This window comes from Stenotrophomonas sp. GD04145, from assembly GCF_029835135.1.
In the GTDB taxonomy this organism is placed as follows: Bacteria; Pseudomonadota; Gammaproteobacteria; order Xanthomonadales; family Xanthomonadaceae; genus Stenotrophomonas; species Stenotrophomonas maltophilia_P.
Genome location: NZ_JAODZG010000022.1, coordinates 1 through 26,378, shown reverse-complemented (window position 1 = coordinate 26,378; position 26,378 = coordinate 1). Strand labels below are relative to the sequence as shown.

General features: G+C 69.3%; 14 protein-coding genes. All 14 read right to left on the bottom strand.

Features of this window, described 5'->3' with window-relative positions:
• Positions 1-101 precede the first annotated feature (101 nt).
• The 14 genes from gspD to purL all read right to left on the bottom strand — a co-directional run bounded on the left by gspD (position 102) and on the right by purL (position 25,729).
• A complete protein-coding gene (gspD, locus tag N7367_RS12245) occupies positions 102-2,303 on the bottom strand; it encodes a type II secretion system secretin GspD (RefSeq protein ID WP_164151709.1) in 2,202 nt (733 codons plus the stop codon).
• A gap of 9 nt (positions 2,304-2,312) precedes the next feature.
• Positions 2,313-3,107, bottom strand: coding sequence for a general secretion pathway protein GspN (locus N7367_RS12240; protein WP_279942476.1), 795 nt, complete (start codon positions 3,105-3,107; stop codon positions 2,313-2,315).
• A complete protein-coding gene (gene gspM, locus N7367_RS12235) occupies positions 3,097-3,795 on the bottom strand; it encodes a type II secretion system protein GspM (RefSeq protein ID WP_164151713.1) in 699 nt (232 codons plus the stop codon). Before gspM ends, N7367_RS12240 begins: the two co-directional genes overlap by 11 nt.
• Positions 3,776-4,933, bottom strand: coding sequence for a PilN domain-containing protein (locus tag N7367_RS12230; protein ID WP_164151715.1), 1,158 nt, complete (start codon positions 4,931-4,933; stop codon positions 3,776-3,778). Before N7367_RS12230 ends, gspM begins: the two co-directional genes overlap by 20 nt.
• Positions 4,930-5,793: a general secretion pathway protein GspK gene (locus tag N7367_RS12225; protein WP_128989082.1), complete on the bottom strand. Its 864-nt coding sequence runs from the start codon at positions 5,791-5,793 to the stop codon at positions 4,930-4,932. Before N7367_RS12225 ends, N7367_RS12230 begins: the two co-directional genes overlap by 4 nt.
• Positions 5,790-6,422, bottom strand: a complete 633-nt coding sequence (locus N7367_RS12220; protein WP_128989080.1) for a type II secretion system protein J — start codon at positions 6,420-6,422, stop codon at positions 5,790-5,792. The genes N7367_RS12225 and N7367_RS12220 overlap by 4 nt, the downstream gene beginning before the upstream one ends.
• Positions 6,419-6,835 (bottom strand): prepilin-type N-terminal cleavage/methylation domain-containing protein, encoded by a 417-nt coding sequence (locus tag N7367_RS12215; protein ID WP_074901859.1) that lies wholly within the window; start codon positions 6,833-6,835, stop codon positions 6,419-6,421. The genes N7367_RS12220 and N7367_RS12215 overlap by 4 nt, the downstream gene beginning before the upstream one ends.
• A complete protein-coding gene (locus N7367_RS12210; RefSeq protein WP_074901860.1) occupies positions 6,835-7,329 on the bottom strand; it encodes a GspH/FimT family pseudopilin in 495 nt (164 codons plus the stop codon). Before N7367_RS12210 ends, N7367_RS12215 begins: the two co-directional genes overlap by 1 nt.
• A 6-nt stretch (positions 7,330-7,335) precedes the next feature.
• Positions 7,336-7,779 (bottom strand): type II secretion system major pseudopilin GspG, encoded by a 444-nt coding sequence (gspG, locus tag N7367_RS12205; RefSeq protein ID WP_053520019.1) that lies wholly within the window; start codon positions 7,777-7,779, stop codon positions 7,336-7,338.
• Between the two features lie 48 nt (positions 7,780-7,827).
• Positions 7,828-9,048: a type II secretion system F family protein gene (locus N7367_RS12200; RefSeq protein ID WP_279942475.1), complete on the bottom strand. Its 1,221-nt coding sequence runs from the start codon at positions 9,046-9,048 to the stop codon at positions 7,828-7,830.
• Positions 9,049-9,072: 24 nt separating this feature from the next.
• A complete protein-coding gene (gspE, locus tag N7367_RS12195; protein WP_053520021.1) occupies positions 9,073-10,794 on the bottom strand; it encodes a type II secretion system ATPase GspE in 1,722 nt (573 codons plus the stop codon).
• Between the two features lie 140 nt (positions 10,795-10,934).
• Complete coding sequence (locus N7367_RS12190; RefSeq protein ID WP_279942491.1) at positions 10,935-12,788, bottom strand: S8 family serine peptidase; 1,854 nt, start codon at positions 12,786-12,788, stop codon at positions 10,935-10,937.
• Positions 12,789-12,946: 158 nt separating this feature from the next.
• Complete coding sequence (locus N7367_RS12185; protein WP_279942474.1) at positions 12,947-21,403, bottom strand: ESPR-type extended signal peptide-containing protein; 8,457 nt, start codon at positions 21,401-21,403, stop codon at positions 12,947-12,949.
• A 441-nt stretch (positions 21,404-21,844) separates the two neighbouring features.
• Positions 21,845-25,729: a phosphoribosylformylglycinamidine synthase gene (gene purL, locus N7367_RS12180; protein WP_065175848.1), complete on the bottom strand. Its 3,885-nt coding sequence runs from the start codon at positions 25,727-25,729 to the stop codon at positions 21,845-21,847.
• Positions 25,730-26,378: the final 649 nt, after the last annotated feature.

The following is a 26,378-nucleotide window of genomic DNA, read 5'->3' as shown; positions in this document are numbered from 1 at the left end:
TAGCACCGGGAGGGTGTTGGCCGGGTTGCACCCGGCACGTGCAGAGGCCGGAGCCGAAGCGGGGTTCATGGAAACGGCGGGTGTCGCCCCGCCGTAACCCCCTACTTCTTTGCGCGCGGCTGGTTCAGCGGCTCCATCGCCCGGAAACGCTCGCTGTACTCGTCGGTCAACGTGCGCGCTTCCTGCGCATTGCGAACGATGCTGGGCGTCAGCAGCACGATCACCTCCGAACGACGGCTGGTGCGGCTCTTCTGCCCGAACAGTGCGCCGATCACCGGAATCCGGCTCAGGCCAGGAATGCCGCTGCTGCCGTCGGTGGCCGAGTCGGTGATGAGGCCGGCCAGCATGATGGTGTCGCCGCTCTGTACGGCGGCCTCGGTAGCCAGCTTCTTGGTGGAAATGCGCGGGTTGCAGTTGCGCTCCTGCGGATTGCAGTTCTCCGGCACATCCGACGCGCTGCTGACCTCCTGCACGATGTCCAGGAACACCGTGCCGTCGCGGGTCACGCGCGGGCGCACCTTCAGGATCACGCCGGTATCGATGTACTGCACCGAGCTGTAGCTGCTGGTGCCGACGCCGGTGTTCACCGTGGTGGTGCTGATCGGCACCTTGTCACCCACGTTGAGCGTGGCCTCGGCGTTGTTGCGCACGAACACCGACGGGGTCTGCAGCAATCGCACATCGGTGACCTTGTCCAGCGCGCTCACCACCGCTGCACCATTGTGGCCGGTGAACGCCCAACCCAGGCCTTCGCCGCCGGTCGCAGCACCGGCGAAGCTGCTCCAGGAGCCACCCGCCGCGGCCGGCAGGGTCACACCGCTCAAGGCTCCGGTCAGTGCACGCCCGGCCACGGCGTTGTCGAAGAACCAGTTCACGCCGTACTTCAGGTCGCCATCCAGAGCGACCTCGGCCACCTGGGCTTCGATATGTACCTGCAGTGGCATCACGTCCAGCTTCTCGATCACCTCGCGGATCGAGCGCCAGGCCTGCGGCGTCGCGCGCACCAGCAGCGTATTGGTTTCCTCCACCGCCGACACGCCGACCCGGTCGCCTTCCACTTCCAGGCTGACGCTGACGTTGCCGGACTGGCGCTGCGGCAGGTTCAAGCTGCCATTACCGCCACTGGAACTGCTGCCCGGGGTCGAGCCGAAGCTGCTGCTGTTGTTGCTGTCGATGCCACGGTCGCTGTCGCTGTCCAGCTGCGACGGAATCGCACCCGGGGCCAGCGATGCAGGGCTCGAGCCGCCCCGCTTGCCGCTGCTGGCGAACGCCTCGCTGAGCCGCTCGGCAAGATCGCGCGCCTTGATGTAGCGCAGCTCATGGGAGAACAGGCGGGCACTGCCACCGGCCGTATCGATGCGGTCCAGCCATTGCTGGATCTGGTCCAGGTAGCGCACCTGCGGGGTGATCACCAGGACCGCGTTGGCGTTTTCCAGCGGCAGGAAGCGGAACATGCCGGCGCTGGGCGTCTTGCTTTCCTCGCCGAACACCTTCTCCAGGTCGCTGGCAACCTGCTCGGCCTTGCCGGACGTGATCGGGAACACGCCCACCGACATGCCCGACAGCCAGTCCACATCGAAGATCTCGACCGTGCGCAGGTAGTTCTCCAGCTCGGCACGGGTGCCGCCGAGGGTGATCACGTTGCGGCCGCTGTCGACGTTGACGATGGCGTTGGGCCGCGCGTACGGCTCCAGCACCTTCTTCATCTCGGTGGCGGAGATGAACTGCAGCGGCACCACCCGGACCTCGAAACCGCGCGCGCTGGAGGCCGGTGCGGTGCTCGGCGCGACAGTGCCGGCCAGCGCCTGGTCGGCGGCAACGATGTTGTAGCGCCCGCCGCTGTACACCATGCGCGCGTTGTTCCAGCCCAGCACCATCTCCAGCAGGTTCAGCGCCTGTGCCGGCGAGACCGGCTTGGGCGTGGCCAACGTGACCGTGCCCTGCACCCCCGGCGCGATCACATAGTTCTGGCCCAGCATGTCACCGAGGATCGCCTTGACCACGGCATGCAGCGATTCGCCCTCGAAGTTGAACGTGGCGCTGCCGGTGCCGGCCGCATGCAATGCCGGCGACGGTGCGCGCGCGGCCTCGCGATTGATCATCGTGCCGGTGCCACGGCGGATGACCGCCTGCGGTGCCCCCTGGCTGTCGGCCGCCGCATCGGCCTGGACGTCCGCTGCGGCCTGGCCGGCGCTGGCCGCAGGTTGCAGGGCGCCCTTGCGCTGCACATGGGGGCTGGAGACGGTACCGCAGCCCACCAGCAGCGCGAGCACGAAGGACCAAGGAAGAAAACGCAGGCTCATGCTCTCACTCTACCGGTTGGCGCCATTGCCCGAAGGCGGCGGCGACTGTTGTTGCTGTTGTTGTTGCAGCTGGCGGCGGCGGGCCTGGATGCGCTCGCGGATGGCCTGCATCTGCGCTTCGCTGGGCCCGTTGCTGTTGGCCGGCGGCGGGGGTGCGGCAGCAGACGCCGGCGCGGGTGTGGCGTCGGCTGCACGTTGCGGTGCGGTCGCCGCCTGTGCCGGCGCGGCCTGCGCCGGCAGCGGCACTACCGGCGGTGGCACCGGCACGCCCGGTGCGGGTGCACCGGCACTGCCGCGCAGGACCGTCGGTGGCTCCCCGCCCTGCCCGTTGAACACGGCAAGTTCCAGCACCTGGCTGCCGCCCGGGCCGATCACCGTCGCCTGGCGGGGCTGCAGCGCGACCAGCTGCCAACCGTCGACCGCGTCACCATTGAGGCGCAGGCGCAGCGAGCGGTTCTGCTCGGTACTGAACGTGGCCAGGCCGAAGTCGTCCGTGAGCAGCACACCGGTCAGGCGCAATGCGGCACTGGCGCTGGGTTCACTGCCGCCCAGCAGGTAAGGGCGCGGCCTGCGGTCTTCGGCGAACAGCGGACGCGCGGCGATGGCGCTGTAGCTGTCCGCACTGGCCATCCGTTCCGGAGCGAACGCCGGCAGCACCGGCAGTGCTGCTGCGGGGTCGGCGTCGGCCCCGCCGGCCGGCAGGCGACTGCCCAGTCCGAAACCGGTGGCCAGCCATACCGCCGCGGACCAGCCGGCCAGAGCCAGCAGGAAAGCGGTGCGCAGGCTGAGGGGCTCACGTTTCATCGGCGACCTCCTCTCCCTCGGCGGCCGCCGGTGGCGGCGGCTCGACCGGGGCCGGGGCGGCCGCGGCAGGCTCCGCTGCGGGAGGTACTGCCGCAGCGCCACTGGCGGCACCGGGCAACAGGTAGCCGGCCAGTTCGAAGGAGACGTCCAGGCCCAGCCCGGATTCGTTCGGCGACTGCTGGAAGCGCTGCGCGATGAGATTGAGGTTGTCCACGAACAACCGCGGGCTGCCGGTTTCCAGGCTGTGCAGCACGGTCGCCAGTTCCGCCACGCCGCAGCGCAGGCGTACCTGCATGGCGACACGGACGAACTCGGCATCACGGCGATTGTCGGTCAGCGGCGTGCGGTTGCTGATGGTGCAGCTGCGGTTGCCGGGGCTTGCAGTGGCCACCGCATCCTGCAGGCGCGCGCCGAGCGCGGCGGCCGCGGCTTCGGCAGTGGCCTCCTGCAGGAAGCCGGGTTGCCGTTGCAAGGCTTCACGGGTGGCGCGCAGCCGCTGTTCGATCTGGGGCTGCTGCTGCAGCTGCGCCTGCACGCGCTGCTGGCGCTCGCGCAGGGCCGCGACATCGGCATCGATCTCGCGCAGCGGCTGGGTGAACCAAGGGTGCACCAGCAACAGGTAAGCCAGGCCCAGCACCGCCAGCAGCAGCGCCAGCGCCAGCCAGCGGTCACGGCGTGCGCTTGGCATCGGCCGCCTCCGGAGTCGCTGCTGTCGGCGTTGCCGGTGCCGCCGCGGGCAACGGCTGAAGTTCGGCAGTCATGGTGAAGCGGTCCCGGCCGCTGCCGGCGCCGTCCGCCTGCAGCACACCGGTCAGGTTGACCTTGCGCCATTGCGGAGCATCCTGCAGCAGCTGCACCAGCTGCGAGGCTTCGCGGCTGAGCCCGATCAGCTGCAGGCCGTTGTTCTCGATGGCCAGCTTCTCCAGATAGGTGCCTTCGGGCAGACGGCGGGTCAGCTCGTTCCAGATTTCCACCGTGCCGGCATGCTGGCGGCGCTGCGACTCCAGGAAGGCCGCGCCGTCGATCAGTGCCTGCAGCTGGGCGCGTTCACTGGCGACACCCCGGGCGCTGCGCGCGCTGCGTTCGACGTCCGCACGTAGTGTGTCGGCGGCGGCGCGGCGGTTGTCCAGCAGCTGCAGTCCAGCCAGTACCAGCATCACCAGCGCGGCCAGGGCCAGCAGCAGGTTCCAGCGCCGCATCGGATCGGGCCGCGACTGGCGCTGGGCGCTCGGCAACAGGTTGACCTGCAGCGTGCCAGCCTGCGCATCGATCGCGTCGACGCCGGCCAGGGCGTCGCCCCACTCGCCCACGCTGGCACGCCAGGCCTCCATCTGGCGCAGCGGCCAGGCCACCAGTTCGACCTGCAGCTGGCCTTCCCCTGCCGCGCCCAGTTCACGCACGTCATAGCTGACCTGGCTGGCCTCGAACGGGGTCTGCCGGTCGATCTCATAACCGACCACCGCGTGCAGCCGGTCGCCGGCCGCCGCCGGCAGCCGCAGGGTGCGACGCAGGACCCGTTCCACCGGCAGCAGCCAGAATCGCGGCAGGCTGCGCAGGCGCGGCTCCAGCACGCGATCCAGTGCGGCCGGAGACGAGGGCCACGGCAGGGTGACCACCGCCTCGCGGCGCTCGCCCGCTTCGCGCCAGACCTGCAGCTGGTCACCCTCGCGCTGCAGCAGCAACCGTGCCTGGGCCCAGCCCAGCGCCCATTGCCAGCGCGCCGGCACCCACGCCAGCAACGAGTGCCGCCACCAGCGCAGGAAACGGCCGGCGCCAGGACCGATCTGGCCCTGCACCTGCCGCAGACTGTCCTGCCAAGCCGTCATCTTGCCGTCATTCCCTGCTCCCAGCGAAGCACTGTGTAGGACCGCCCGGGAATCCCCCCGGAGCCATTGCGAACCACTGCCTGCAACACCGACCTGCGTCCACTGCCGTCGATGACACGGGACTCGATACTATAGGTGCCGCTGCTGCTGGCAAGCGCTGAAGATCCATCCGCCGGATCGCCGTCACGCTCCGGCGGGTTCCGCTGCGCCAGCACGAGGTCGGCATCCAGGCCCAGCGCGGTCAGCACGGGAGCGCTGGCGAATCGCGGATCCGGTCGTGCCTGGCGGCTGTAGAGGGTCAGGTGCGGCAGCATCTTCCGGTACAGCGGCCCGTTCATGCCCAGCACCCGCTGCAGCTCGCCGAGCGTCTCGAAGCGCTTGTTGCGGGGCCCATACGGCAGCCCGGCCGCAGCGTAATCCTGTGCCTCGGCACCGCCGCCGGGCTGCAGCAGGCTGTCCTCGTCACGCCAGTCGACGATCGCGCCTGCCAGCTGGCGCGCGTTGTCCACCGGTTCGCCAAGTGCCTGCAGAAATGCGGTCAGCAGCGCCACGTCGGCCAGGTTCAGGTTGATCTTGCCGTTCTCGTCCAGCACCTGGATCTCGATGCGGGCACCGTCGAACTGCCAGCGATAGGTGCGACCATCGGCCTGCCACGGCGCGCGCAGCGGATCCGGTGACAGCCGCATCAGTGCGTACTCAAGTCCCGCACGAGCACGCTCCTGGCCACGTGCATCGTCGTCGAGCACGCGCTCCTGCAGATGCTCGACGCGGGCGCTGAGCGCGAACGCGCCGACCAGTGCGGTCATCAGCGCGATCAACCACAGCACCAGCACCAGTGCGGCCCCGCGCGACCGCATCAACGCCCCCCTCCACCGCCGCCCAGGCGGGGGGCCACCACCAGGGGCGGCCATGCGGCACCACGGACCGGCACGATCCGCAGTTCCACCAGCAGAGGCAGGCGACGGGTGTCTTCCCAGCGCGGCAGCCACTCGGTCATCTGCCCGCTGCCGGCATCGATGCCGCGATAGCGCATCTCCACAGCCTGCAGGCCATCCACCAGCACCTCGGGCGGGCGTGGTGGCGTTTCGGCGATGCGCTCGCCCTCCTGCAGCAGGACCAGGTCCAGCAGCAGACGCTGCTGCCCGGCCTTGCCGTCCACCTGCAGCGCATGCAGATAGGGCCCGCCGCGTCCGAGGTAGCCTGGCAGATCAGCGACGAACAGCATCCGTTGCTCTTCGCCCTGGAAGAACACCGGCTCGCGGGTCGGGTCTGGCACTTCCAGCGGGCTGCGCATCGCCCCGGCCAGCTGTCGCCGCAGCAGGGCCTGCACCGCGCGCATCCGCTCGCTTTCGGCAGCGATCTGTTCACCCCGCTGGCTGACCGCCATCGCCGAGCGCACGCTGGCGAACGCCAGCGCCAGGCCACCGGCAAGCAGCACGGTCGCCAGCATCACCTCAACCAGAGTGAATCCCGCAGCGCTCCGCTTCATCGCGCGCGCTCCAGGTCCGGCGGCAGCAGGCGCAGGCTGCGCCAGCGCAGCTGTTCGCGTTCGCCATCGCCCCACCGCACCTGCAACTGCAGTTCGGCCAGCCACGGTGCACCCGGCGACTGCGTGGCCGCGACGTTGCCGGCGCGTGGCTCGGTCCAGGGCTGCACCTGCAGCTCCCAGCGATAGCGCCCGTTTTCCCAGTCGCCCTGCTGCTGGCCCACCTGCAGCGGCGCATCCACGCCCGCCGCGGCCAGCAGCGATTGCGCATGCAGGACGGCGCGCGTGCGCAGCTCGGCCTCGCGCACCTGCCTGGCACCGCCGGACAGGCTGCCCAACAGCAGGGTCAGCGCCAGCCCGAGCAGAGCGAAGGCCACGATCACCTCCAGCAGCGTGAAACCGCGCGCCCGCCGCATCACTGCGCCTGCCATGGGCCGGAGCGGACTTCACCGGTCAACCAGCCGACGTCGATGCGCCATTCGGCGGCATCACGCTGCAGGCGGATGCGGCCGCCACTGGAACCGCCGTCGGGATGGAACTCGATCACACCCTGCCCTGGCGCAGTGGCCAGCTGCGCAGCGCCTTCGAAACGCACCGTCAGCTGTGCCGGCAGCTCGCCCTGGCGCTGGTTCGCCCCTTGCCAGCGATGCCGTGCCGGCTCGATCACGAACCGCTGCGGTTCGCCGCGCGCGATCGCCTGTGCACGCACCATGCGCAGCTGGTTGGCGATGTCCTTGCCGGCGCTGCGCAGCTGCATGCCGGCGAAGCCACGCGACAGTCCCGCCGCGGTGATCAGGCCGATGGCCGCAATCAGCGCGATCACCAGCAGCATCTCCAGCAGCGACAGCCCCGCCGGACGCCTGCCGTGCAGGCGCGGTCGGGGCAACCGGCGCGGCAGGAAATACGTCATGCGGGATTACGGCTGGTAGCGGATGTCGGCATCGACGCTGCTGCCACCGGCCTTGCCGTCCTTGCCCAGGCTGATCAGCTCATACGGCTGGCCTTCGCCGGGTGCGCGGTACTCCAGTGCGTGCCCCCACGGATCGTTGAGGTCGGCCGGCTTGGCGTACGGGCCGAGCCAACCGCCAACGCCGGCCGGTGCGGTCACCAGATCGGTGAGCGCGCCCGGCAGCTTGCCGGTATCGATCTGGTAGTTGTCGATCTTGGATGCCACGGTCTGCACCTGCGCCTTGGCGATGTTGGCCTTGCCCCGGTCGGCACCGCCCAGCACGCGGCTGGCCACCAGGGTCAGCACCGCGCCGATCAACACGATGACGATGATGATCTCCAGCAGGCTCATGCCCGACTGGTGCCGCGCGGCGGTGAAGGACAGGCGGATGGGTCGACGGTTAGCGATCATGATCGGTCCTTTCGGTTGCGTTGGGTCGAAGTGCGGAAGAGTCCATCGTCAACCGATGGCATTGGTCAGGTCGTACAGCGGGACCAGCACGGCGACGATGACCGCACCGACCACCGAAGCCAGCACCAGGGTGATCGCCGGGACCATCGCCGCCAGCAGGCGATCGATGCGCCGGGCGCTGTCCTGCTCGAAGGTATCCGCGGCCTTCAGCAGCATGGTATCCAGCGCGCCGGATTCCTCGCCGACCTGGATCATCTGCAGGGCAAGCCGCGGAAAGCGCTTGCCGCGCGACAGTGCCAGCGACAGGCCTGCACCGTTCTTGACCTCGTCGGTGGCGGTATCCACGTCGGCTGCCAGCGCGCGGTTGCCCAGTACGTTGCGGGCGATGCCCAGCGCACCCAGCAGCGGCACACCGTTACGCAGCAGCGTCCCCAGCGTGCGCGCCAGCCGTGCGGTTTCCAGCTCGCCGAGCAGGCGGCCGATGCTGCGCCGTTGCAGCAGCCAGCCGTCGAGGGCCAGGCGGAAGGCCGGCTGCCGCAGCTTGCGCTCGAACAGCAGGGCCAGCACGCCCGGTACCACCAGCAGCAGGATCCACCAGTCGCGCACGAACAGGCCCAGCTGCAGCACGGCATTGGTGAACCACGGCAGCGCCACGTCCAGGCTCTCGTACATCTGCGCGAACTGCGGCACGACGTAACCCAGCAGGAACAGCAGCGCGCCGCCCACCACCACCAGCAGGATGGCCGGGTAGACCAGCGCATTGATCACCTTGCCCTGCAGCGCACGCGCGCGCTCAAGGTAATCGGCCAGCCGCTGCAGGGTCTCATGCAGGCTGCCGCCGGCCTCGCCGGCACGCACCATGTTCACGTACAGGCGCGAGAACAGGCCATGCTGGCGCTCCAGCGCGGTCGACAGCGGCGCACCACCGCGCACCACGTCGCGGATGTCGGTGATCGCACGACGCGAGCGCTCGTCCTCGGGCAGGCCCAGCAGGATCGACAGCGCGCGATCCAGCGGTTGGCCGGCACCGAGCAGGGTCGCCAGCTGCTGGGTGAACTGCAGCAACGCCGGGCCCTGCAGCGGGCGCTGGTGGAACAGATTGCGCCAGCTGCCCCCGCCGATGGACCCCGCATCGGCCAGCTGGGTTTCCATCGGCAGATGCCCCTGGTCCTGCAGGCGCGCGATCAGGTCGGCCTCGCTGGCCGCTTCCATCTGCCCGTCGAAGATCTCGCCATGCGGATTGAGGGCCTTGTAGCGGTAGTTCGGCATGTCAGCCCCGGGCTCCGGCGCGCATCAGCTCTCCTCCGTCACGCGCAGGACTTCCTCGATGGTCGTCTGCCCGGCAAGGGCCTTGGCCAGACCATCCTCGTACATGGTGCGCATGCCGCCTTCGCGCGCGATGCGCTCCAGCTCGCCCATGCCATCGCGGCGCATCACCGCGCGCCGCAGCGCGTCGTTCATCACCAGGAATTCCATGATGGTGGTGCGGCCCAGGTAGCCGGTCGGTGCCAGTGCCGAGGGACGCGGCCGGTACAGGTGAATCGTCCCCTCCGGCTGCAGGCGGCGCAGCTCGAAACGATCGATCTCTTCCGGTGACGCCGGGTAGCGCTCGGCGTGGGTCGGTTCCAGACGGCGCACCAGACGCTGCGCGAGGATGCCGTTGATGGTGGAGGTCAGCAGATAGTCCTCCACACCCATGTCGAGCAGCCGGGTGATGCCACCGGCGGCATTGTTGGTGTGCAGGGTGGACAGCACCAGATGGCCGGTCAGCGCCGACTGGATCGCGATGCGCGCAGTCTCCAGATCGCGCATTTCGCCGATCATGATGATGTCCGGATCCTGGCGCACGATGCTGCGCAGCGCATTGGCGAAGTCCAGGCCGATCTGCGGCTTGGCCTGGATCTGGTTGATGCCTTCGATCTGGTACTCGACCGGGTCCTCGACCGTGATGATCTTGACGTCGGCGGTATTGAGCTGGCTCAACGCGGTGTACAGCGTCGTGGTCTTGCCCGAACCGGTCGGGCCGGTCACCAGCAGGATGCCGTGCGGCTGCTCCAGGACCTTGCGGAACTGCGGCAGGAATGCATCGGTGAAGCCAAGCCGATGGAAATCGAACACCACGGTTTCGCGGTCAAGCAGGCGCATCACCACGCTCTCGCCGTGTGCGGTCGGTACCGTGCTGACGCGAAGGTCCAGCTCCTTGCCCTGCACGCGCAGCATGATGCGGCCGTCCTGCGGCAGGCGGCGCTCGGCGATGTTGAGCCGGGCCATGATCTTGATGCGGCTGATGACCGCGGCGGTCAGGTTGGCGGGCGGGCTCTCGCCCTCCACCAGCACGCCATCGACGCGGTAACGGACCTTCAAACGGCTTTCGAAGGGTTCGACATGGATGTCCGAGGCACGCAGTTCCACCGCGCGCTGGATCACCAGGTTGACCAGGCGGATTACCGGCGCTTCCGAGGCAAGGTCACGCAGATGCTCGATGTCGTCCACCGCGCCGCCTTCACCATCGGCGGTTTCCACGATCGCCCCCATGGCGCTGCGGCCCTGGCCGAACCAGCGCTCGACCAGATCGTCGATCTCCGCCCGCATGCCCAGCACCGGCGTGACCGGCACGCCCAGGGCCAGCTGCACGGCCTGCTGCGGGTAGACATCGTGGGCATCGGCCAACCACAGCCGTACGCCGTGTTCATCCAGCGCCAGCGGGCAGACGTGGAACTGCTTGAGGAAGCGCAGCGACAGCGGCAGGCCTTCGGCGAGGGACTGCGGCGGCGTCTCGGGCACCTGCTTGCCTTCCAGCAGTGGCAGGCCCAGCACATCCGCGCTGGCCTGCGCCTGGTCCCGCTCGGACACCAGTCCCAGGCGCACCAGCAGGCCGAGCAGGCTGCCGCCGGCCTCGGCATGCAGCGGCCGCGCCCGGGCCAGGTCTCCTTCCTTGAGCCGCCCACGCGCCAGCAGCGCATCCAGGATGCGGCTCTCGGCGTCGTCGGCAGTGGTTGCAGCGAGCGCGTTCACGTGACTCTCCTGTCGATCGGCCCGACTTTAGCAGTTAAGCCGTGGTTTCCGCCGCCATCGCGCCGCCTTTCGAAAAATGACAACGCCCGCCACCACGGGGTGACGGGCGTCGCCAGTTCATCTACGACAGTGTGATGGCATTACTGCGTGGCGAGGATGGTCACCCCGCTGTAGGCGGCTTCACCCACCACCTTGACGTAGTACGTGCCGGCCACCGGCTTGTTGACGCGCACGGTTTCGGCGTTGCCCGCACGCGTGGACTTGGCGTCGTTGTCGCTCGCGCTGGGCTCGCGGCCCTGGCCCAGGTACACCGACACGTTGCCACTGCCACCGTAGGTGATCACGCTCAGCGATTTGCCCGCCACCGCTTCGAAGCTGTACAGGGCACTGCCGCCGGTCGCACCGGACAGGCCGCCGACAGCGACCTTGTTGGTCAGCGGCGTGGCTACCGGGCCACAGTCCTCGGTGCACGGTTCCTCCAGCGCCTTGGCCAGTGCGGCCTTGGCGTCGACGATGCCGGTACCGATCGGGGTCGCCGACGGGATGGCCACCGGGAACGGGCGTGCGGTTTCCTTGAGCAGGGTACGCATGGCTGCCGGAGCCAGCGGCTCCTTGCCATCGGCGATCAACGCGCTCTGCACCAGTGCCGCCACCGCCGCGACGTGCGGCGAGGCCATCGAGGTTCCGCCCTTGCCCATGTAGGTATAGCTGCCCGAGTCCGGCGTAGTGGCCGCGTCGGAACCGGCCTGCCAGACATAGCCACCCGGATTGCCGTCCACGCTGCCGCCACCACCAGGGCCGGAAAGATCGACGCGGGTGCCGTAGTTGGAGTAGTAGGTGATGCCGCCGGTGATACGGGTGGCTCCCACCGTCACCACGCCATCGCAGCTGGCAGGGCGGTAATTGGACGCGTTGTCCGTCTCGTTGCCGGCGGCCACCACGACCGTGGTGCCGCGCGAGATCGCGCCATTGATCGCATCCTGGTAGGTGCCGTCGCAGCTGCCGCTGCCGCCCAGGCTCATGTTGATGATCTCGGCCGGGTTGGCATTGGCCGGAATGCCGGCCACGGTGCCGCCGGAGGCCCAGGTAATGGCATCGGCGATATCGGAAAGGTAGCCACCGCACTTGCCGAGCACGCGGACCGGCAGCACCTTGGCCTTGTGCGCGACGCCGGCCATGCCGACACCGTTGTTGGTCTGCTCGGCCACGGTGCCGGCGACGTGCGTGCCGTGCCAGGAGCTGTCTTCAGCCAGCGAACCGGTGTAGCACTCGTTGTCGTTCTCGACCCAGTCGCCATAGTCCAGCGCACCGGGTACCCGCTCGTTGGTGGGGCGGCGCGAGGTCTCGGCATCGCTGATGAAGTCGTAGCCTTCCAGCAGGTTACCGACCAGATCCGGGTGCTGCGGCAGGATGCCGGTGTCGAGCACCGCCACCACCACGCCCTCGCCCTGCGAAACATCCCAGGCTGCCGGCGCGTTGATGCCGCCGGTCGCGTTGTGCAGGTGCCACTGGTACTGCTGGTAGTACTGGTCGTTCGGCACCAGCGCCGGCTGCACATCGCCCGCACGCAGTTCGCTGCGGCGCAGCTTCACGTCGGCCTCGGCGTACTGCACCGCCGGATCAGCCTTCAGCTCCTTCAGCACGCGCTGCAGTTCAGCCGGGGCCAGACGGCCCTGCAGGCGGATCACATCGGCGCCGACGCCGAGCTTGCGCACGACCTGCGGGCCCAGGGTACTGGCGCGCGCAGTGCCGCCGGACAGGCTGGCGCGGGTCAGCGCCGACTGCACCGTGGACAGCTTGGCCGAACGATCCAGCGCAGCGGCCGTGCCGGCGCGGTACTTGACGATGATGCGGTCGGTGCCCGGCTGTGCGGTGCGCGCCTGGCGCGCCGGTTCCTGCGTCGGCAACCCGGCGGCATGGACGGCACCGACGGCGGTCATCGACAGCACGGCGGCGGCAAGCACGTTGATGCGAAGGTTCTGCTTCTTGATCACGTCGAAATTCCTCTTCTGGGTCATGGATCGAACCAACACTGCGGCCATCATTCCTTGACGACTCCCGGCCGGCCCAGCCGGGATTGCCGTGACCTCCCCCCAGGCCCTCGTTGCGGGTGTGGCGCCGGCGTGGGTGGCCGCCGGCGCGATGGAGTGGCTTACCAGCCGAAGCCGGCACCAACGCCGACCGAGCTGTCGTCGCTGCTGAAGGCTCCGCCGAAGGTGACCGTGGCGCGGTCGCTGATTGCACGCTGGTAACCCAGCGACAACGCCGACTCGCCGCCCTGGAAGCCGACACCGACGCCGACCCGGTTCTGGGTACGGATGCCGGCGGCGCTGGTGGCCATGTTGAGCATCGCCGCGCTCATCGCGCCCTGACGATCGATGCGACGGTCCATATGACGCAGGCGGCCATCGACTTCGCCCTTGAACACATCGAAGCTGTCGGTCACGGCCTTCACCTGGCCATCGGTGTAGCTGTTGGCCGTGGCGACACCACGGTCCAGCTGACCCTTGTTGACCGCGTCGGTGGCAGCGCTGCCGGCCGCGACATTGGTGACCTGGCGCTCGTTGCCTTCGCTGCCGACAGAGACGGTGTTGGCACGATCGGCAACCGAGCCCTGGCCCAGCGCCACGGCGTTGGCGGCCGTCGCACTGGCCCCCTGGCCGATGGCCGTGGACGACGCGCCGCTGGCAACGGCGCCCTCTCCCACGGTGACCGCGTTGAAACCCGCTGCCGGTGTGCCGACCGGGATGCCCGAGCCCGCTGCGGCGGCGGTCGGCGCGCCCTGTACCCGGGCAGTGCTGGCAGTGGCCACGGTGGGGACAGCATCGGCGCTGGCCGTCTCCGCGGCCAGGCTGCCGGCGCCTCCCTCCAGCGGCGTGCTGGTCGAACGCAGGCTGGCGGTGCGGGAGCGGTTCGCCCCCCCGGTGCGCTGGTCAATCTCGCTGACCTTGCGGTCCAGTGCGCCAAGGGCATCGCCGACATTGCTGTAGCTGGCGCCCTGGATCACGTAGTTCGGCGCGACGAACACGCCCTGCATGCCGACACTGGCGCCACCGCCGAGGAAGCTGGCGGCATCGCTGAGCGACTGGAACAGCTGGCCGCCATTGATCGCCTGGCGACTGCCTGCGGCGATGCTGCCGGCGCCGACATTGTCGATCGTGGTGCCCTCGATGCCGGCCAGGGTCAGCCGGTCGCGGCTGGCGTCGTCATAACCGACCGCATTGGCAGTGGACGTTTCCACGGTCGCGATACGCGAATCGAAATCGCCGACCCGGGTTTCCACCGCACCGACGCGCTGGTTGGTGACGTTGAGCTGCGAACCGGTGACCGCGTCGCTGCTGCCTGCGGCGATGCGACCGTCGGCGACGTTGACGATGCGGCGCGTCGCCGGACCATCGGTACCGTTGCCACCGCCGACGGACACCACATTGGCGTCCAGCGCGCGCGCGCCACTGCCCAGCGCCACCGAGTTCGCACCGGTCGCGCCGGCGTTGGCGCCGACGGCCAGCGCCGCATTGCCGATGGCGCTGGCACTGCTGCCCAGCGCATTGCTGCGGTTGCCGCTGGCACTGGCACCGGAACCGACGGCGACCGCGTTGCTGCCCGTGGCGCTGGCGGTCCCGGTACCGGTCGCACGGAAGTGGCGGCCGGTGGCATCGGCGGTGGCCGCCACCACATCCAGCTGGCCCTTGTTCACCGCATCGGTCGCCTGGGTACCGGCCGCGACATTGGTGACCTGGCGGTTGATCGCGCTGTGGGTAACGCCCGCCGCATCAACCCAGTCCTGCGCCGCACCGACCGATACCGCGTTGGCACGATCCGCCAGCGATCCGGCACCCAGCGCGACGCTGTTGTCGGCGGCCTTGGTCGTCCATGTGTTGCTGCCCAGCACCGTGGCATTGGTTGCCTGCGCGTAGCTGTTGTAGCCGACCACGGTGGCCCCGTCCTCGGTCGCCCACGCCTCGCTGCCGATGGCGGTAGTGTGCTGACCGCTGCCGACGCTGTTGGCATCCTGCCCGGCCAGTGCGTTGAAGCCCACCGCCACGCCATTGAGGCCGGTGGCCGCGTTGTTGCCGAGCGCGGTACCGTACTCGCCGGCGCGTGCCTGTACGCCGAAACCCGCACCGGCGATCTGCGCGGTGGTGCCCTGGCCGACCGCCGTGGCGACGTCGGCCGCCTGCGCGCCACTGCCCAGGGCCGTGCCGAAGAAGCTGGACGTGGCACCCGCACCGTAGGCTGTGGACTGCCAGCCATTGGCATAGGCGAAGTTGCCGACCGCAGTCGCTTCGCGACCGTCGGCCGTGGCCCCGTAGCCGACGGCGGTAGCGGCCAGGCCAGTGGCCTGGGCGATGCCACCTACCGCAACGGCACCGATGCCCTCCGCTTCCGACTGCGCGCCCAGGGCGACGCTGGCCGGCCCGGCGCTGCTGCTCTGCGCACCGAGGGCGATTGCGCCGCCAGCGGTACTGCTGGCGCTGTTGCCGATGGCCACGCCATCCTCACCCGTCGCCACCGCGTTGAAGCCCACGGCAGCGGCATTGGCAGCGACCGCCGTCGCACCACTGCCCAGTGCGGTGGCACCGTTGCCGATCGCGTTGGCCGCTTCGCCAGCGGCCAGCGCGTTGTCACCTTCCACATAGGCGCCGGCATCGCTGTCGGCACTGCCACTGGCCTGGAAGTAGCGGCTGGTGTTCTCGGCCACCGACGCCACGGCGTCCAGCTGGTTCTTGTTGACCGCATCGGTGCCTTCGGTACCCGCGGCGACATGGGTGATCTGGCGTTCGCTGTCCGTGCTGCCAACCGCCACCGTGTTGGCGCGGTCTGCCTTCGATGCAGCACCGAGGGCGACGCTGTTGCTGCCGTTGGCGGTGGCATTGGCGCCCAGTGCGGTGGAATCAGCTGCGTCGGCCCACGAGTTCCAGCCGATGGCGGTCGCGTAGTCGTCGGTGGCCCAGGCGCCGGCGCCGAACGCCGAAGCACCGTAGCCGCTGGCGCGGGCCGGGATCAGACCGAAGAAGGTGCTGCCGCCGATGGCGACGCTTTCATCGCCGCTGGCTTCACTGGAATCACCCATGGCCACCGCGCTGGCGCCGCTGGCCGTGGCAAACACGCCCGTCGCGGTGCTGTTGGCCCCGCTGGCGATCGTGCCGTAACCCAGTGCAGAACCGAGACGACCACTGGCTTCGCTGTAACCACCGACCGCCGTGGTGCCATCGGCCGATGCCGCGCTGCGGAAGCCACTGGCCAGCGACTGCGCACCGCTGGCCAGCGCTTCCGAGCCGTTGGCGGTGCTGTACACCGCCGTGGCCTGTGCACCCGCGCCGGTCGCCGTGCTGCCGATCTCGCTGGCAACCGCACCGCTGCCCAGTGCCGCGCTGTTTTCACCGGTGGCCTGTGCGTTGCTGCCCACCGCTGCGGCATTGCTGCCGCTGGCCAGGCTGTCCAGTCCCACCGCGGTGGCGCTGGCGGCGACCGCCGTCGCGCCACTGCCCAGTGCGGTCGCACCGTTGCCGATCGCGTTGGCCGCTTCGCCGGCCGCCAGCGCGTTGTCACCTTCCACGTAGGCGCCGGCATCGCTGTCGGCACTGCCACTGGCCTGGAAGTAGCGGCTCGTGTTCTCGGCCACCGACGCCACGGCGTCCAGCTGGTTCTTGTTGATCGCATCGGTGCCTTCGGTACCTGCCGCCACGTTGGTCACCTGGCGCTCGTTGCCGGCACTGCCCACGGCCACGCTGTTGGCGCGGTCGGCAACGGAACCCGCACCCAGTGCCACGCTGTTCGCAGCATTGGCGGTGGCGCTGGCACCGAGTGCGGTGGAATCGGCCGCGTCGGCCCACGAGTTCCAGCCGATGGCGGTGGCGTAGTCGTCGGTGGCCCATGCACCCGCACCGAACGCCGCGGCGCCGTAGCCGCTGGCGCGGGCCGGGATCAGACCGAAGAAGGTGCTGCCGCCGATGGCGACGCTTTCATCGCCGCTGGCTTCACTGGAATCACCCATGGCCACCGCGCTGGCGCCGCTGGCCGTGGCAAACACGCCCGTCGCAGTACTGTTGGCCCCGCTGGCGATCGTGCCGTAACCCAGTGCAGAACCGAGACGACCACTGGCTTCGCTGTAACCACCGACCGCCGTGGTGCCATCGGCCGACGCCGCGCTGCGGAAGCCGCTGGCCAGCGACTGCGCACCGCTGGCCAGCGCCTCCGAGCCATTGGCGGTGCTGTACACCGCCGTGGCCTGTGCACCCGCGCCGGTCGCCGTGCTGCCGATCTCGCTGGCAACCGCACCGTTGCCCAGTGCCGCACTGTTTTCACCCGTGGCCTGTGCGTTGCTGCCCACCGCTGCGGCATTGCTGCCGCTGGCCAGGCTGTCCAGGCCTACGGCGGTGGCACTGGCGGCGACCGCCGTCGCACCACTGCCCAGTGCGGTGGCACCGTTGCCGATCGCGTTGGCCGCTTCGCCGGCGGCCAGCGCGTTGTCGCCTTCCACATAGGCGCCGGCATCGCTGTCGGCACTGCCACTGGCCTGGAAGTAGCGGCTCGTGTTCTCGGCCACCGATGCCACGGCGTCCAGCTGATCCTTGTTGACCGCATCGGTGCCTTGGGTACCTGCCGCCACGTTGGTCACCTGGCGGGTGTTGCCACCACCACCGACCGATACCGTGTTGTCACGGTCTGCAATCGAATCGGCACCCAGCGCGACGCTGTTGGCGCCGCGCGACTCGGCCGCATTGCCGAGCGCGGTGCTGTTGATGCCCGGCGACCATGCGCCACCACCGACGGCCGTGGAGTAGTTGCCGGACGCCTCGGTGGCGAGAATGCCGAACAACGAGCCGCCGACAGCGACACTGTTCGTACCGGTGGCCAAGCTGCCCTGACCGGTGGCCGTGCTGTAGTCGCCGGAGGCTTCCGAGTCGCCGCCCAGCGCCACGCTGTTGGAGCCGGAGGCATTGGCAAAATTGCCGAACGCGGTGGCGTTGAACGCCGAGGCGCTGGCGAAACCGCCGATGGCGGTGCTGTAGCCACCCGTGGCTTCCGCACCGATGCCGAATGCAGCCGAGGCCGTGCCGCTGGCCACGCTCTCGCTGCCGACCGCCGTGGCCGCTTCACCACTGGCAGTGCTGAAGTAGCCCACCGCCGTCGCCTCTTCTGCGGAGGCTTCGGACAGCACGCCGCTGGCGGTGCTGCCGGCGCCACTGGCGATCGAGGCAGCACCGAAGGCCGCGCTCTGTTCACCGCTGGCTTCGCTTTCCGCGCCATGCGCGGTGGCGTACTCGCCAGTCGCCTGTGCGTTGGCACCGATCGCGCTGGCATTGGCCGCGGTGGCCACGGCATTGAAGCCCAGCGCCTGCGCGTTGCTGGCCAGTGCATTGGCGCCGCTGCCCAGGGCGATGGCGCCGTCGCCGATGGCGTTGGATGCCTCGCCGGCAGCCAGTGCGTTGTCCCCTTCCACGTAAGCGCCGGCATCGCTGTCGGCACTGCCGCTGGCCTGGAAGTACTTGCCGGTGGTGGAGGCTTCCGCCGCGACGGCATCCAGCTGTGCCTTGTTCACCGCATCGGTGGCCTGCGTACCTGCGGCCACGTGGGTCACCTGGCGCTCGTTGCCGGCAGCGCCAACCGCCACGCTGCGGTCACGATCAGCCACCGAGCCTGCACCCAACGCGACCGCGTTGCTGCCGCTGGCGTTGCTGCCGGCACCCAGCGCGATCGCGCTTTCACCGCCGGCCACCGTATTGGTGCCGATGGCGATGCTGTTGACCGTGTTGCCCAGCGCCTGGTAGCCCAACGCTACGCTGTAGTCGCCGTAGCCGAAGGCACCGCGGCCGACGGCGGTGGCGCTGGTGCCGTTGGCCCAGCTGTTGTAGCCGATGGAGGTGGCGCCACTGCCGCTGGCCCATGCTGCATTGCCGAAGGCGGATGCGTTGGTGGCGGTGGCCCATGCGCCCGAACCGAATGCGCTGGCGCCACTGGCGGTGGCCCAGCTGTAGCCGCCGACGGCGGTGCTGTCGTCGCTGCTGGCGAACGCACTGTCGCCCACAGCGACCGCGTAGCTGCCGGTCGCCCGCGACTTGCCACCGGCAGCCACGCTGTTGTCGCCGGTGGCTTTGGCCGCGCTGCCGAACGCATTGCCCGACGCACCCGTTGCCTGCGCACCATTGCCGACGGCGGTGGCATCGGCGCCGGCGGTGGTGCCGACACGTTCTGGTTGACCGTCATCGCCGATGATCGGCTGATTGTACTGGTCGTAGGCCTGGCCCAGTCCACCGATGGCGACCCCGCCGTTGCCACTGGCACTGCTGTTGCGACCGATGGCGACGCTGTCATCGCCCACGGCGGAAGCACCCGCGCCCTGGGCGACGGCACCGGCGCCGATCGCGTTGCTGGACGAACCGGCGGCCACCGCACCCTCTCCCTCGGCAAACGCACCGGCATCGCTGCCGGCTTCCGGCTGGGCCTGGAAGTAATGGGCGGTGGTATCCGCGGTGCTGGCCACGGCGTCCAGCTGCGCCTTGTTCACTGCATCGGTGGCTTCACTGCCGGCAGCGACGCCGGTGATCTGCCGCTCGTTGCCGGCACTGCCCACGGCGACGCTGTTGTCACGGATGGCTTCAGAGTTCGCGCCCAGGGCAACACTGTTGGCGCCGCGCGCCGTGGCGTAGTAGCCGACCGCCGTGCTCTGCGCGCCGCTGGCCCAGGTCTGCGCGCCCAGCGCGCTGGCCCCTTCTCCGGGTGCGTAGGCGAAGTAGCCGATGGCCGTGGCTTCGGCGCCGGAGGCTTCGGTCAGGCTGCCGTTGGCCACGGTCCGGTCACCGCTGGCGATCGCGCCGGCACCCACAGCGGTGGCGGCTTCGCCGCTGGCCTGGGTCTGCACGAAGAAGCCCAGGCCGGGAATCAGGTCAGCCGGGCCACCCACGGCCACGCTGCTGGTGCCGGTCGCGTTGCTCTGGGTGCCGACTGCGGTGGCGTAGTCGCCGATGGCGTTGGCCACCGCGCCGAATGCGGAGGACTGCGCGCCGGCCGCATAGGCACCCACGCCATAGGCGGACGCAGCGAAGCCAGCCGCCTCTGCGCTGGCACCGACCGCAGTGCCGCCGACGCCGGCACTGGTCGCACCGGTCTCCACCGGCACGCCGCCGTTGGTGATGAGCGGATTGCCGTTCTCGTCCACGGCGGCGCCACCCACCGCGACGCTGCCAGGTCCTGCAGCCTGCGCGTTGTTGCCGAACGCGGCGCTGTTCTGTCCGGCGGCCAGGGCGTTGTTGCCGACCGCCGTGGCGTTCTGCGCGACCGCGGTGGCGCCGGCGCCGACTGCGGTGGTGCCATCGCCGAGCGCGTTGGCCGCTTCACCGGCAGCCAGCGCGTCATCGCCTGCGGCCAGCGCACCGGCGTCGCTGTTGCTGCTGCCGGTGGCCTGGAAACGCTTGGCCGTGGCATCGGCCACGGCCGCGACGTCCCGGAGTTGGCCGACATTGGCCGCATCGGTGTCTTCGGTACCCGCCGCGACACTGGTGATCTGCCGGGTCAGACCGTACTCGGCTGCGCCCACCGATACCGTATCGACCCGGTCGGCCAGCGAGCCGGCGCCCAGCGCCACACTGCCGGTGGCAACCGCTGCCGAGTTCGAACCCAGCGCGGTGCTGTATTCACCCACGGCGGTGCTGAACGCACCGACCGCGATCGATGCTTCATTGGCGGCCGTTGCGCCACGACCCACGGCGGTACTGCCCGGGCCCATGGCCACGGCTCCGCCACCGACCGCCGTTGCGCCGTCCGCACTGGCCTCGGACAACGCGCCCAGTGCGGTCGCTGCGCCGTTCTCGCTGGCCGCAACAGCGCTGGCACCGACGGCGGTATCTCCCAGTCCGAGCGCAACGGCACTCTGGCCGACGACGACGCTGGCATCGCCGATGGCCAACGCGTTCTGGCCGAACGCACTGGCGCCCAGACCGGCGGCCACGGCCTGTGTGCCGACGGCCGTGGTGGCGTTGGCCAGCGACTGGCTGCCGCTGCCGACCGCAATCGCGCCTTGCCCTTCGATCTTCGCCGCGTCGCTGTCATCACCGGCGCCGTCGGCCTTGAAGTAGCGACTGCTCTGGGCTGTCGCTTCGGCCAACGCCGCCTGCGTGGCCCGCGCCTGTGCATCCAGCTGCGCCTTGTTCACCGCATCGGTTGCCTCGGTGCCGGCGGCGACGTGGGTCACCTGCCGTTCCTTGCCCGCATCACCGACGGCAACGGTATTGGCACGCGTTGCTTTCGAGCCGGCGCCCAGCGCCACGCTGTTGGCACCGGTTGCACGGCTGCCGGTGCCCACGGCGACCGCGTTGGTGCCGGTGGCCGAGGCGCTGCCATCCACCAGGCACTTGTCGACGATCGAGCTGTTGAGCACCACGCAGTTGGCGTTGCCGCCGATCTCCACCGACTGTGCAGAGGCGACGCCGGTCATGCCCAATCCCAGTGCCAGCGCCAGTGCGGCAGCCAGTACAAAGGGCCTGGCCTGTGTCGCATCGCGGCGTTGGTCGACGACCCCGCCGCAACTGTCGGACGAGGCCAGTTCCGAGGCCACGACCAACTGACCCAGTGCTTTGTTCCAGACCTTGCGATAAATCCGATTCATCGGTACGGCTCCTGATTGGACTGGTTTTGGGCAAAGCAACGCCACCGCCGGACCTTCTGGTCCAACGTCCCCTGGGGGCGTTTATTCGCGTGATTTACTGCGGGGTATTGCCGAACGGCGCGCAGCGACAGAAAACCGAGCGCGTGCGCCAAGCGGTTACTGCGGGATGAATGGTTCTGAAACGGGGTTCAAGTGTTAACGGCAACTTTCCATATCGTCAAGACTTTGACACAGCAAATCACATTGCCGTGAAGCAGTTCACTTTTTCACGCGTTTATCAATCCATTTTGTTAGTTGCACGTGACGATTGTCTGGCGCATGGAAATGCATGTAACTCATGGTGGCGACAGGAGTTTCATCCGCGCAAAGAAAAACCCGCCGGCAATGCGGCGGGTTTTTCCATACGCATCGGCATCGACGCCTGCGCGAAGCGGTGCGCGATCAGCCGCACCACACCCGGGCATTGCGGAACATCCGCATCCACGGTGAATCACCCTGCCACTCGGCCGGCGCCCAGCTCAGATTGAGTGCGCGCGGGGTGCGCTCCGGATGCGGCATCATGATGGTGACGCGCCCGTCCGTGCTGGTCAGGCCAGTGATGCCATCCGGTGAGCCGTTCGGATTGAGCGGATACTGCTGGGCAATGGCACCGTTGCCATCGATGTAGCGCAGCGACACGCGCGCAGCGGCCTGGTCGACGGCGTTGTCGAACACCGCCTGGCCTTCGCCGTGCGCCACCGCCACCTGCAGGCGGGAACCGGCCATGCCACGCAGCAGGATCGACGGCGATTCCACTACTTCCAGCAGTGCGGTGCGGGCCTCGAACTGCTCGCTGGCATTGCGGCGGAACTGCGGCCAGTGTTCGGCGCCGGGGATGATGTCCTTCAGCTGGCTCATCATCTGGCAACCGTTGCATACGCCGAGGGCAAAGCTGTCCTGGCGCTCGAAGAACGCCGCAAAGGCATCGCGCAGCGCGCTGCGTTCCAGGATCGAGGTCGCCCAGCCACGGCCGGCACCCAGCACATCGCCGTAGCTGAAGCCGCCACAGGCGACCAGGCCGGTGAAGTCCTGCAGGGCCACGCGCCCCTCGATCAGGTCGCTCATGTGCACGTCGAACGCGCGGAAGCCTGCACGTTCGAAGGCGTTGGCCATCTCGATCTGGCCGTTGACGCCCTGTTCGCGCAGTACCGCCACGCGCGGACGCGCACCGGTGCTGATGAACGGCGCCGCCACATCCTCGTTGAGGTCGAAGCTCAGCTTCGGCTTCAGGCCCGGTGCGTTGAACGCGCGGGCGACATCGCGCTCGGCATCGGCGCTGGCCGGATTGTCGCGACGCTTCTGCATGGCATGGGTGACCGACCACCACGCATCGAACAGCTGCTCCCAGCGCCACTCGGCCAGGTTCTCGCCTGCCAGCGATACGCGCACCACCGGTGCGGTGGTCGGCCTGGCGATGCGCTGCGCGCATTCGGTAAGGGCGTGGCGCTCGACCAGGTCGGCAAAAGCGGCGCGATCTTCGCGGGCGATCTGCACCACCGCACCCAGTTCCTCATTGAACAGGCTGCGGAACGGGTCATCGCCCCACGCGTCGAGGGCGATATCCAGGCCCAGGCGCGAGGTGAACGCCATTTCGCACAGCGCGGCGAACGCGCCGCCGTCGCTGCGGTCATGGTACGCACGCAGCAGGCCGGACTGGCGCGCATCCCGGATCAGTTCGAAGAAGGCACGCAGGCGCTGCGGGTCGTCCAGGTCCGGCGCGGCACCGGCGAAGGCCGGCAGCTCGCCGTGGTCGGCGTGCACCTGCGCCAGGATCGAGCCGCCCAGGCGCTGCTTGCCGGCACCGAGACCGATCAGCCACAGCTCGCTGTCGACGTCGCGATCAAGCAGAGGCGTCAGCTGCTGGCGCACATCGGCAACCGGCGCGAACGCCGAGATCACCAGCGACACCGGCGACACGCTCTTGTGTGCCTCGCCCTGGTCATGCCACTGCGCCTGCATGGACAGCGAGTCCTTGCCGACCGGGATGCTGATGTCCAGCTGCGGGCACAGTTCCATGCCCACGGCCTTCACTGCGTCGTACAGCAGCGCGTCTTCGCCCGGATGGCCGGCAGCAGCCATCCAGTTCGCCGACAGCTTGATGCCATCCAGCGCATCCACCGGGGCCGCGCACAGGTTGGTCAGCGCTTCGCCCACGGCCATGCGCGCCGACGCCGCGGCGTCGAGCAGGGCCAGCGGCGTGCGCTCGCCGATCGACATCGCCTCACCGGCCACGCCATCGAAATCAGCCAGGGTGATGGCCACGTCGGCCACCGGCAGCTGCCACGGGCCGACCATCTGCTCGCGGGCGGTCAGGCCGCCGACGCTGCGGTCACCGATGGTGACCAGGAAGTTCTTCGAGGCAACGGTCGGGTGCGCCAGCACGCGCAGGCCGGCTTCCTGCAGATCCAGGCCACCGGTCTTCAGCGCCGGCCAGCGCGGTGCCGGCGGGTGCGCCGTGTCACGGTGCATTTTCGGCGGCTTGCCGAACAGCACGTCCATCGGCAGGTCGATCGGTGCGTCGGCGGGAACATGGCCCGGCACCGCGCCGTACGCCACCACCAGATGCTCCTCGGCGGTCGCCACGCCCACGGCGGCGAACGGGCAGCGCTCGCGCGCGCACAGCGCGGCAAACTCGGCCAGCCGCTCCTGCGCGACGCCAAGCACGTAGCGCTCCTGCGATTCGTTGCACCACAGCTGCATCGGCGACAACGACGGATCGTCGGTGGGCACCTTGCCCAGATCGATGATGCCGCCCACGTTCGAATCGTGCAGCAGCTCGGGAATCGCGTTGGACAGACCACCGGCACCGACGTCATGGAAGAACTTGATCGGGTTGTCGGCACCCATCGCCACACAGCGGTCGATGACTTCCTGGCAGCGGCGCTCCATCTCCGGGTTGTCGCGCTGCACGCTGGCGAAATCCAGGTCTTCGGCGCTTTCACCGGAGGCCACCGAGCTGGCCGCACCGCCACCCAGGCCGATCAGCATCGCCGGACCGCCGAGCACGATGACCGCATCACCGGCCTGCAGCGGGATCTTGTCGACCTGGATACGGTCGATCGCACCGAGGCCGCCGGCCAGCATGATCGGCTTGTCGTACGCACGGACCAGGTCAGCGCCTTCAGGCAGCTCGAAGCTGCGGAAGTAACCGAGCAGGTTCGGGCGGCCGAACTCATTGTTGAACGCAGCGCCGCCGAGCGGGCCGTCGGTCATGATCTCCAGCGCCGGCGCCATCCGCGGATTCAGCGCGCGCGGCGCTTCCCACGGCTGCGGCAGCTCGGGGATGCGCAGGTGCGAGACCGAGAAGCCGGTCAGGCCGGCCTTCGGCTTGCCGCCGCGGCCGGTTGCGCCTTCGTCGCGGATTTCGCCACCGGCACCGGTGGAAGCCCCCGGGAACGGCGCGATCGCGGTCGGGTGATTGTGGGTTTCGACCTTGATCTGGAAGGCGCTGGGCACCTGCGGCTCGCGGCGGTACTCGCCACTGGCCGGATCCGGACGGTAACGCGACGCCGGATGGCCTTCGATCACCGCAGCGTTGTCGCTGTACGCGCTCAGGGTGTGCTGCGGCGTCTGCTGGTGGGTGTTCTTGATCATGCGGAACAGCGAGCGTTCCTGCGCCTGCCCGTCGATGGTCCAGCTGGCGTTGAAGATCTTGTGCCGGCAGTGTTCGGAATTGGCCTGCGCGAACATCATCAGTTCCACGTCAGACGGGGAGCGCCCCAGTGCGGTGAAGCGCTCGCGCAGGTAGTCGATCTCGTCCTGGGCCATGGCCAGGCCAAGGCGCTGGTTGGCGGCTTCCAGCTGCGCCACCGGAACGCGCTCCAGTTCACCGCGGGCCGGCGCCGAGAACAGGGCCTGGCCCTGCTCGACGTGGTCCAGCACCGACTGCGTCATCGGGTCGTGCAGCACCTTCACCAGCGACTGCTGGGTGGCGGCATCGTCCGGCCAGCCCAGCACGTCGATACGCAGGCCGCGCTCGACCCGGCTGACCGGCTGACCGGCCCCGCGGACCAGTTCGGTGGCCTTGCTCGACCACGGCGACAACGTTCCCAGACGCGGCACCACGATGCGGCTGACGGCCCCTTCGGCGACCGTCCCGGCCTGCGGCTGTGCTTCCAGGATGCGGCACAGGGTGGCCTGATCGGGCACGGCCGAGCCTTCCGGCTGCACGAAGTAGACGTGCCAGGCACCACTGATGCGCAGGGAGGGAGCGATGGACTGCAGGCGGGATTCAAGACGTTCGCGGCGGAACGGCGACAGGGCGGGCGCGCCCTCGAGGACCATCATGTCCGGGGAACCGTAGTTGGGAAACGGGCCCGATATTGTACCGGAAGCGGGGGATGGGCTTGGGCCGGGCTGCGCCCGGCACCCGCCGAAGCAACAGCCGAAGCAACTGCAACGTCAGAAGCCGGTTTCCTGCAGGTTGGCGGGGTGGGTCCGGTGGCGGGGGACGCCGTGAACCCGTCCCTGGGGGCTTGGCCGCGGCATCCATGCCGCGGACACCCCCGCCACCGGACCCACCCCGCCTTCGACGGACTTCCGCGATCTGTATTGGACACACGCCATGCGCGGATGCTCCGCGGCAGTGCCGGCCAAATGAAGAGCGAAGCGACCGGCTCTTGCTTTTGATTTTGTTCTGTCTTTCGTGGCTGGCAGCCGCAGGAACCTGTCCGTGGCCGGGTGGGTGGGCTGCGCAGGGGCGTAAGCGCCATGGATGGCGCGCCCGAGCCTACAGGGACGTATTCACGGCGTCCCCTGCGCAACCCACCCTCCCGGCCTGCCCTCAGCCGCCCAGCACTTCGACCGACCACTCCGAGGGGCGTCGCCGTTGGCTGGACAATCAGATACCCCGTAAACGAAAACGCCCCGGCGCAGGGCCAGGGCGTTGTCGTGCGTCAGGTCAGGCAGGAATCAGAACTCCTGCCAGTCTCCGTCG

What these genes read in the sequence shown, in the direction of transcription:
- gspD (WP_164151709.1), bottom strand. Translation starts at nt 2,303, where the DNA reads ATGAGCCTGCGTTTTCTTCCTTGGTCCTTCGTGCTCGCGCTGCTGGTG.
- N7367_RS12240 (WP_279942476.1), bottom strand. Translation starts at nt 3,107, where the DNA reads ATGAAACGTGAGCCCCTCAGCCTGCGCACCGCTTTCCTGCTGGCTCTG.
- gspM (WP_164151713.1), bottom strand. Translation starts at nt 3,795, where the DNA reads ATGCCAAGCGCACGCCGTGACCGCTGGCTGGCGCTGGCGCTGCTGCTG.
- N7367_RS12230 (WP_164151715.1), bottom strand. Translation starts at nt 4,933, where the DNA reads ATGACGGCTTGGCAGGACAGTCTGCGGCAGGTGCAGGGCCAGATCGGT.
- N7367_RS12220 (WP_128989080.1), bottom strand. Translation starts at nt 6,422, where the DNA reads ATGAAGCGGAGCGCTGCGGGATTCACTCTGGTTGAGGTGATGCTGGCG.
- N7367_RS12215 (WP_074901859.1), bottom strand. Translation starts at nt 6,835, where the DNA reads ATGCGGCGGGCGCGCGGTTTCACGCTGCTGGAGGTGATCGTGGCCTTC.
- N7367_RS12210 (WP_074901860.1), bottom strand. Translation starts at nt 7,329, where the DNA reads ATGACGTATTTCCTGCCGCGCCGGTTGCCCCGACCGCGCCTGCACGGC.
- gspG (WP_053520019.1), bottom strand. Translation starts at nt 7,779, where the DNA reads ATGATCGCTAACCGTCGACCCATCCGCCTGTCCTTCACCGCCGCGCGG.
- N7367_RS12200 (WP_279942475.1), bottom strand. Translation starts at nt 9,048, where the DNA reads ATGCCGAACTACCGCTACAAGGCCCTCAATCCGCATGGCGAGATCTTC.
- N7367_RS12185 (WP_279942474.1), bottom strand. Translation starts at nt 21,403, where the DNA reads ATGAATCGGATTTATCGCAAGGTCTGGAACAAAGCACTGGGTCAGTTG.
- purL (WP_065175848.1), bottom strand. Translation starts at nt 25,729, where the DNA reads ATGATGGTCCTCGAGGGCGCGCCCGCCCTGTCGCCGTTCCGCCGCGAA.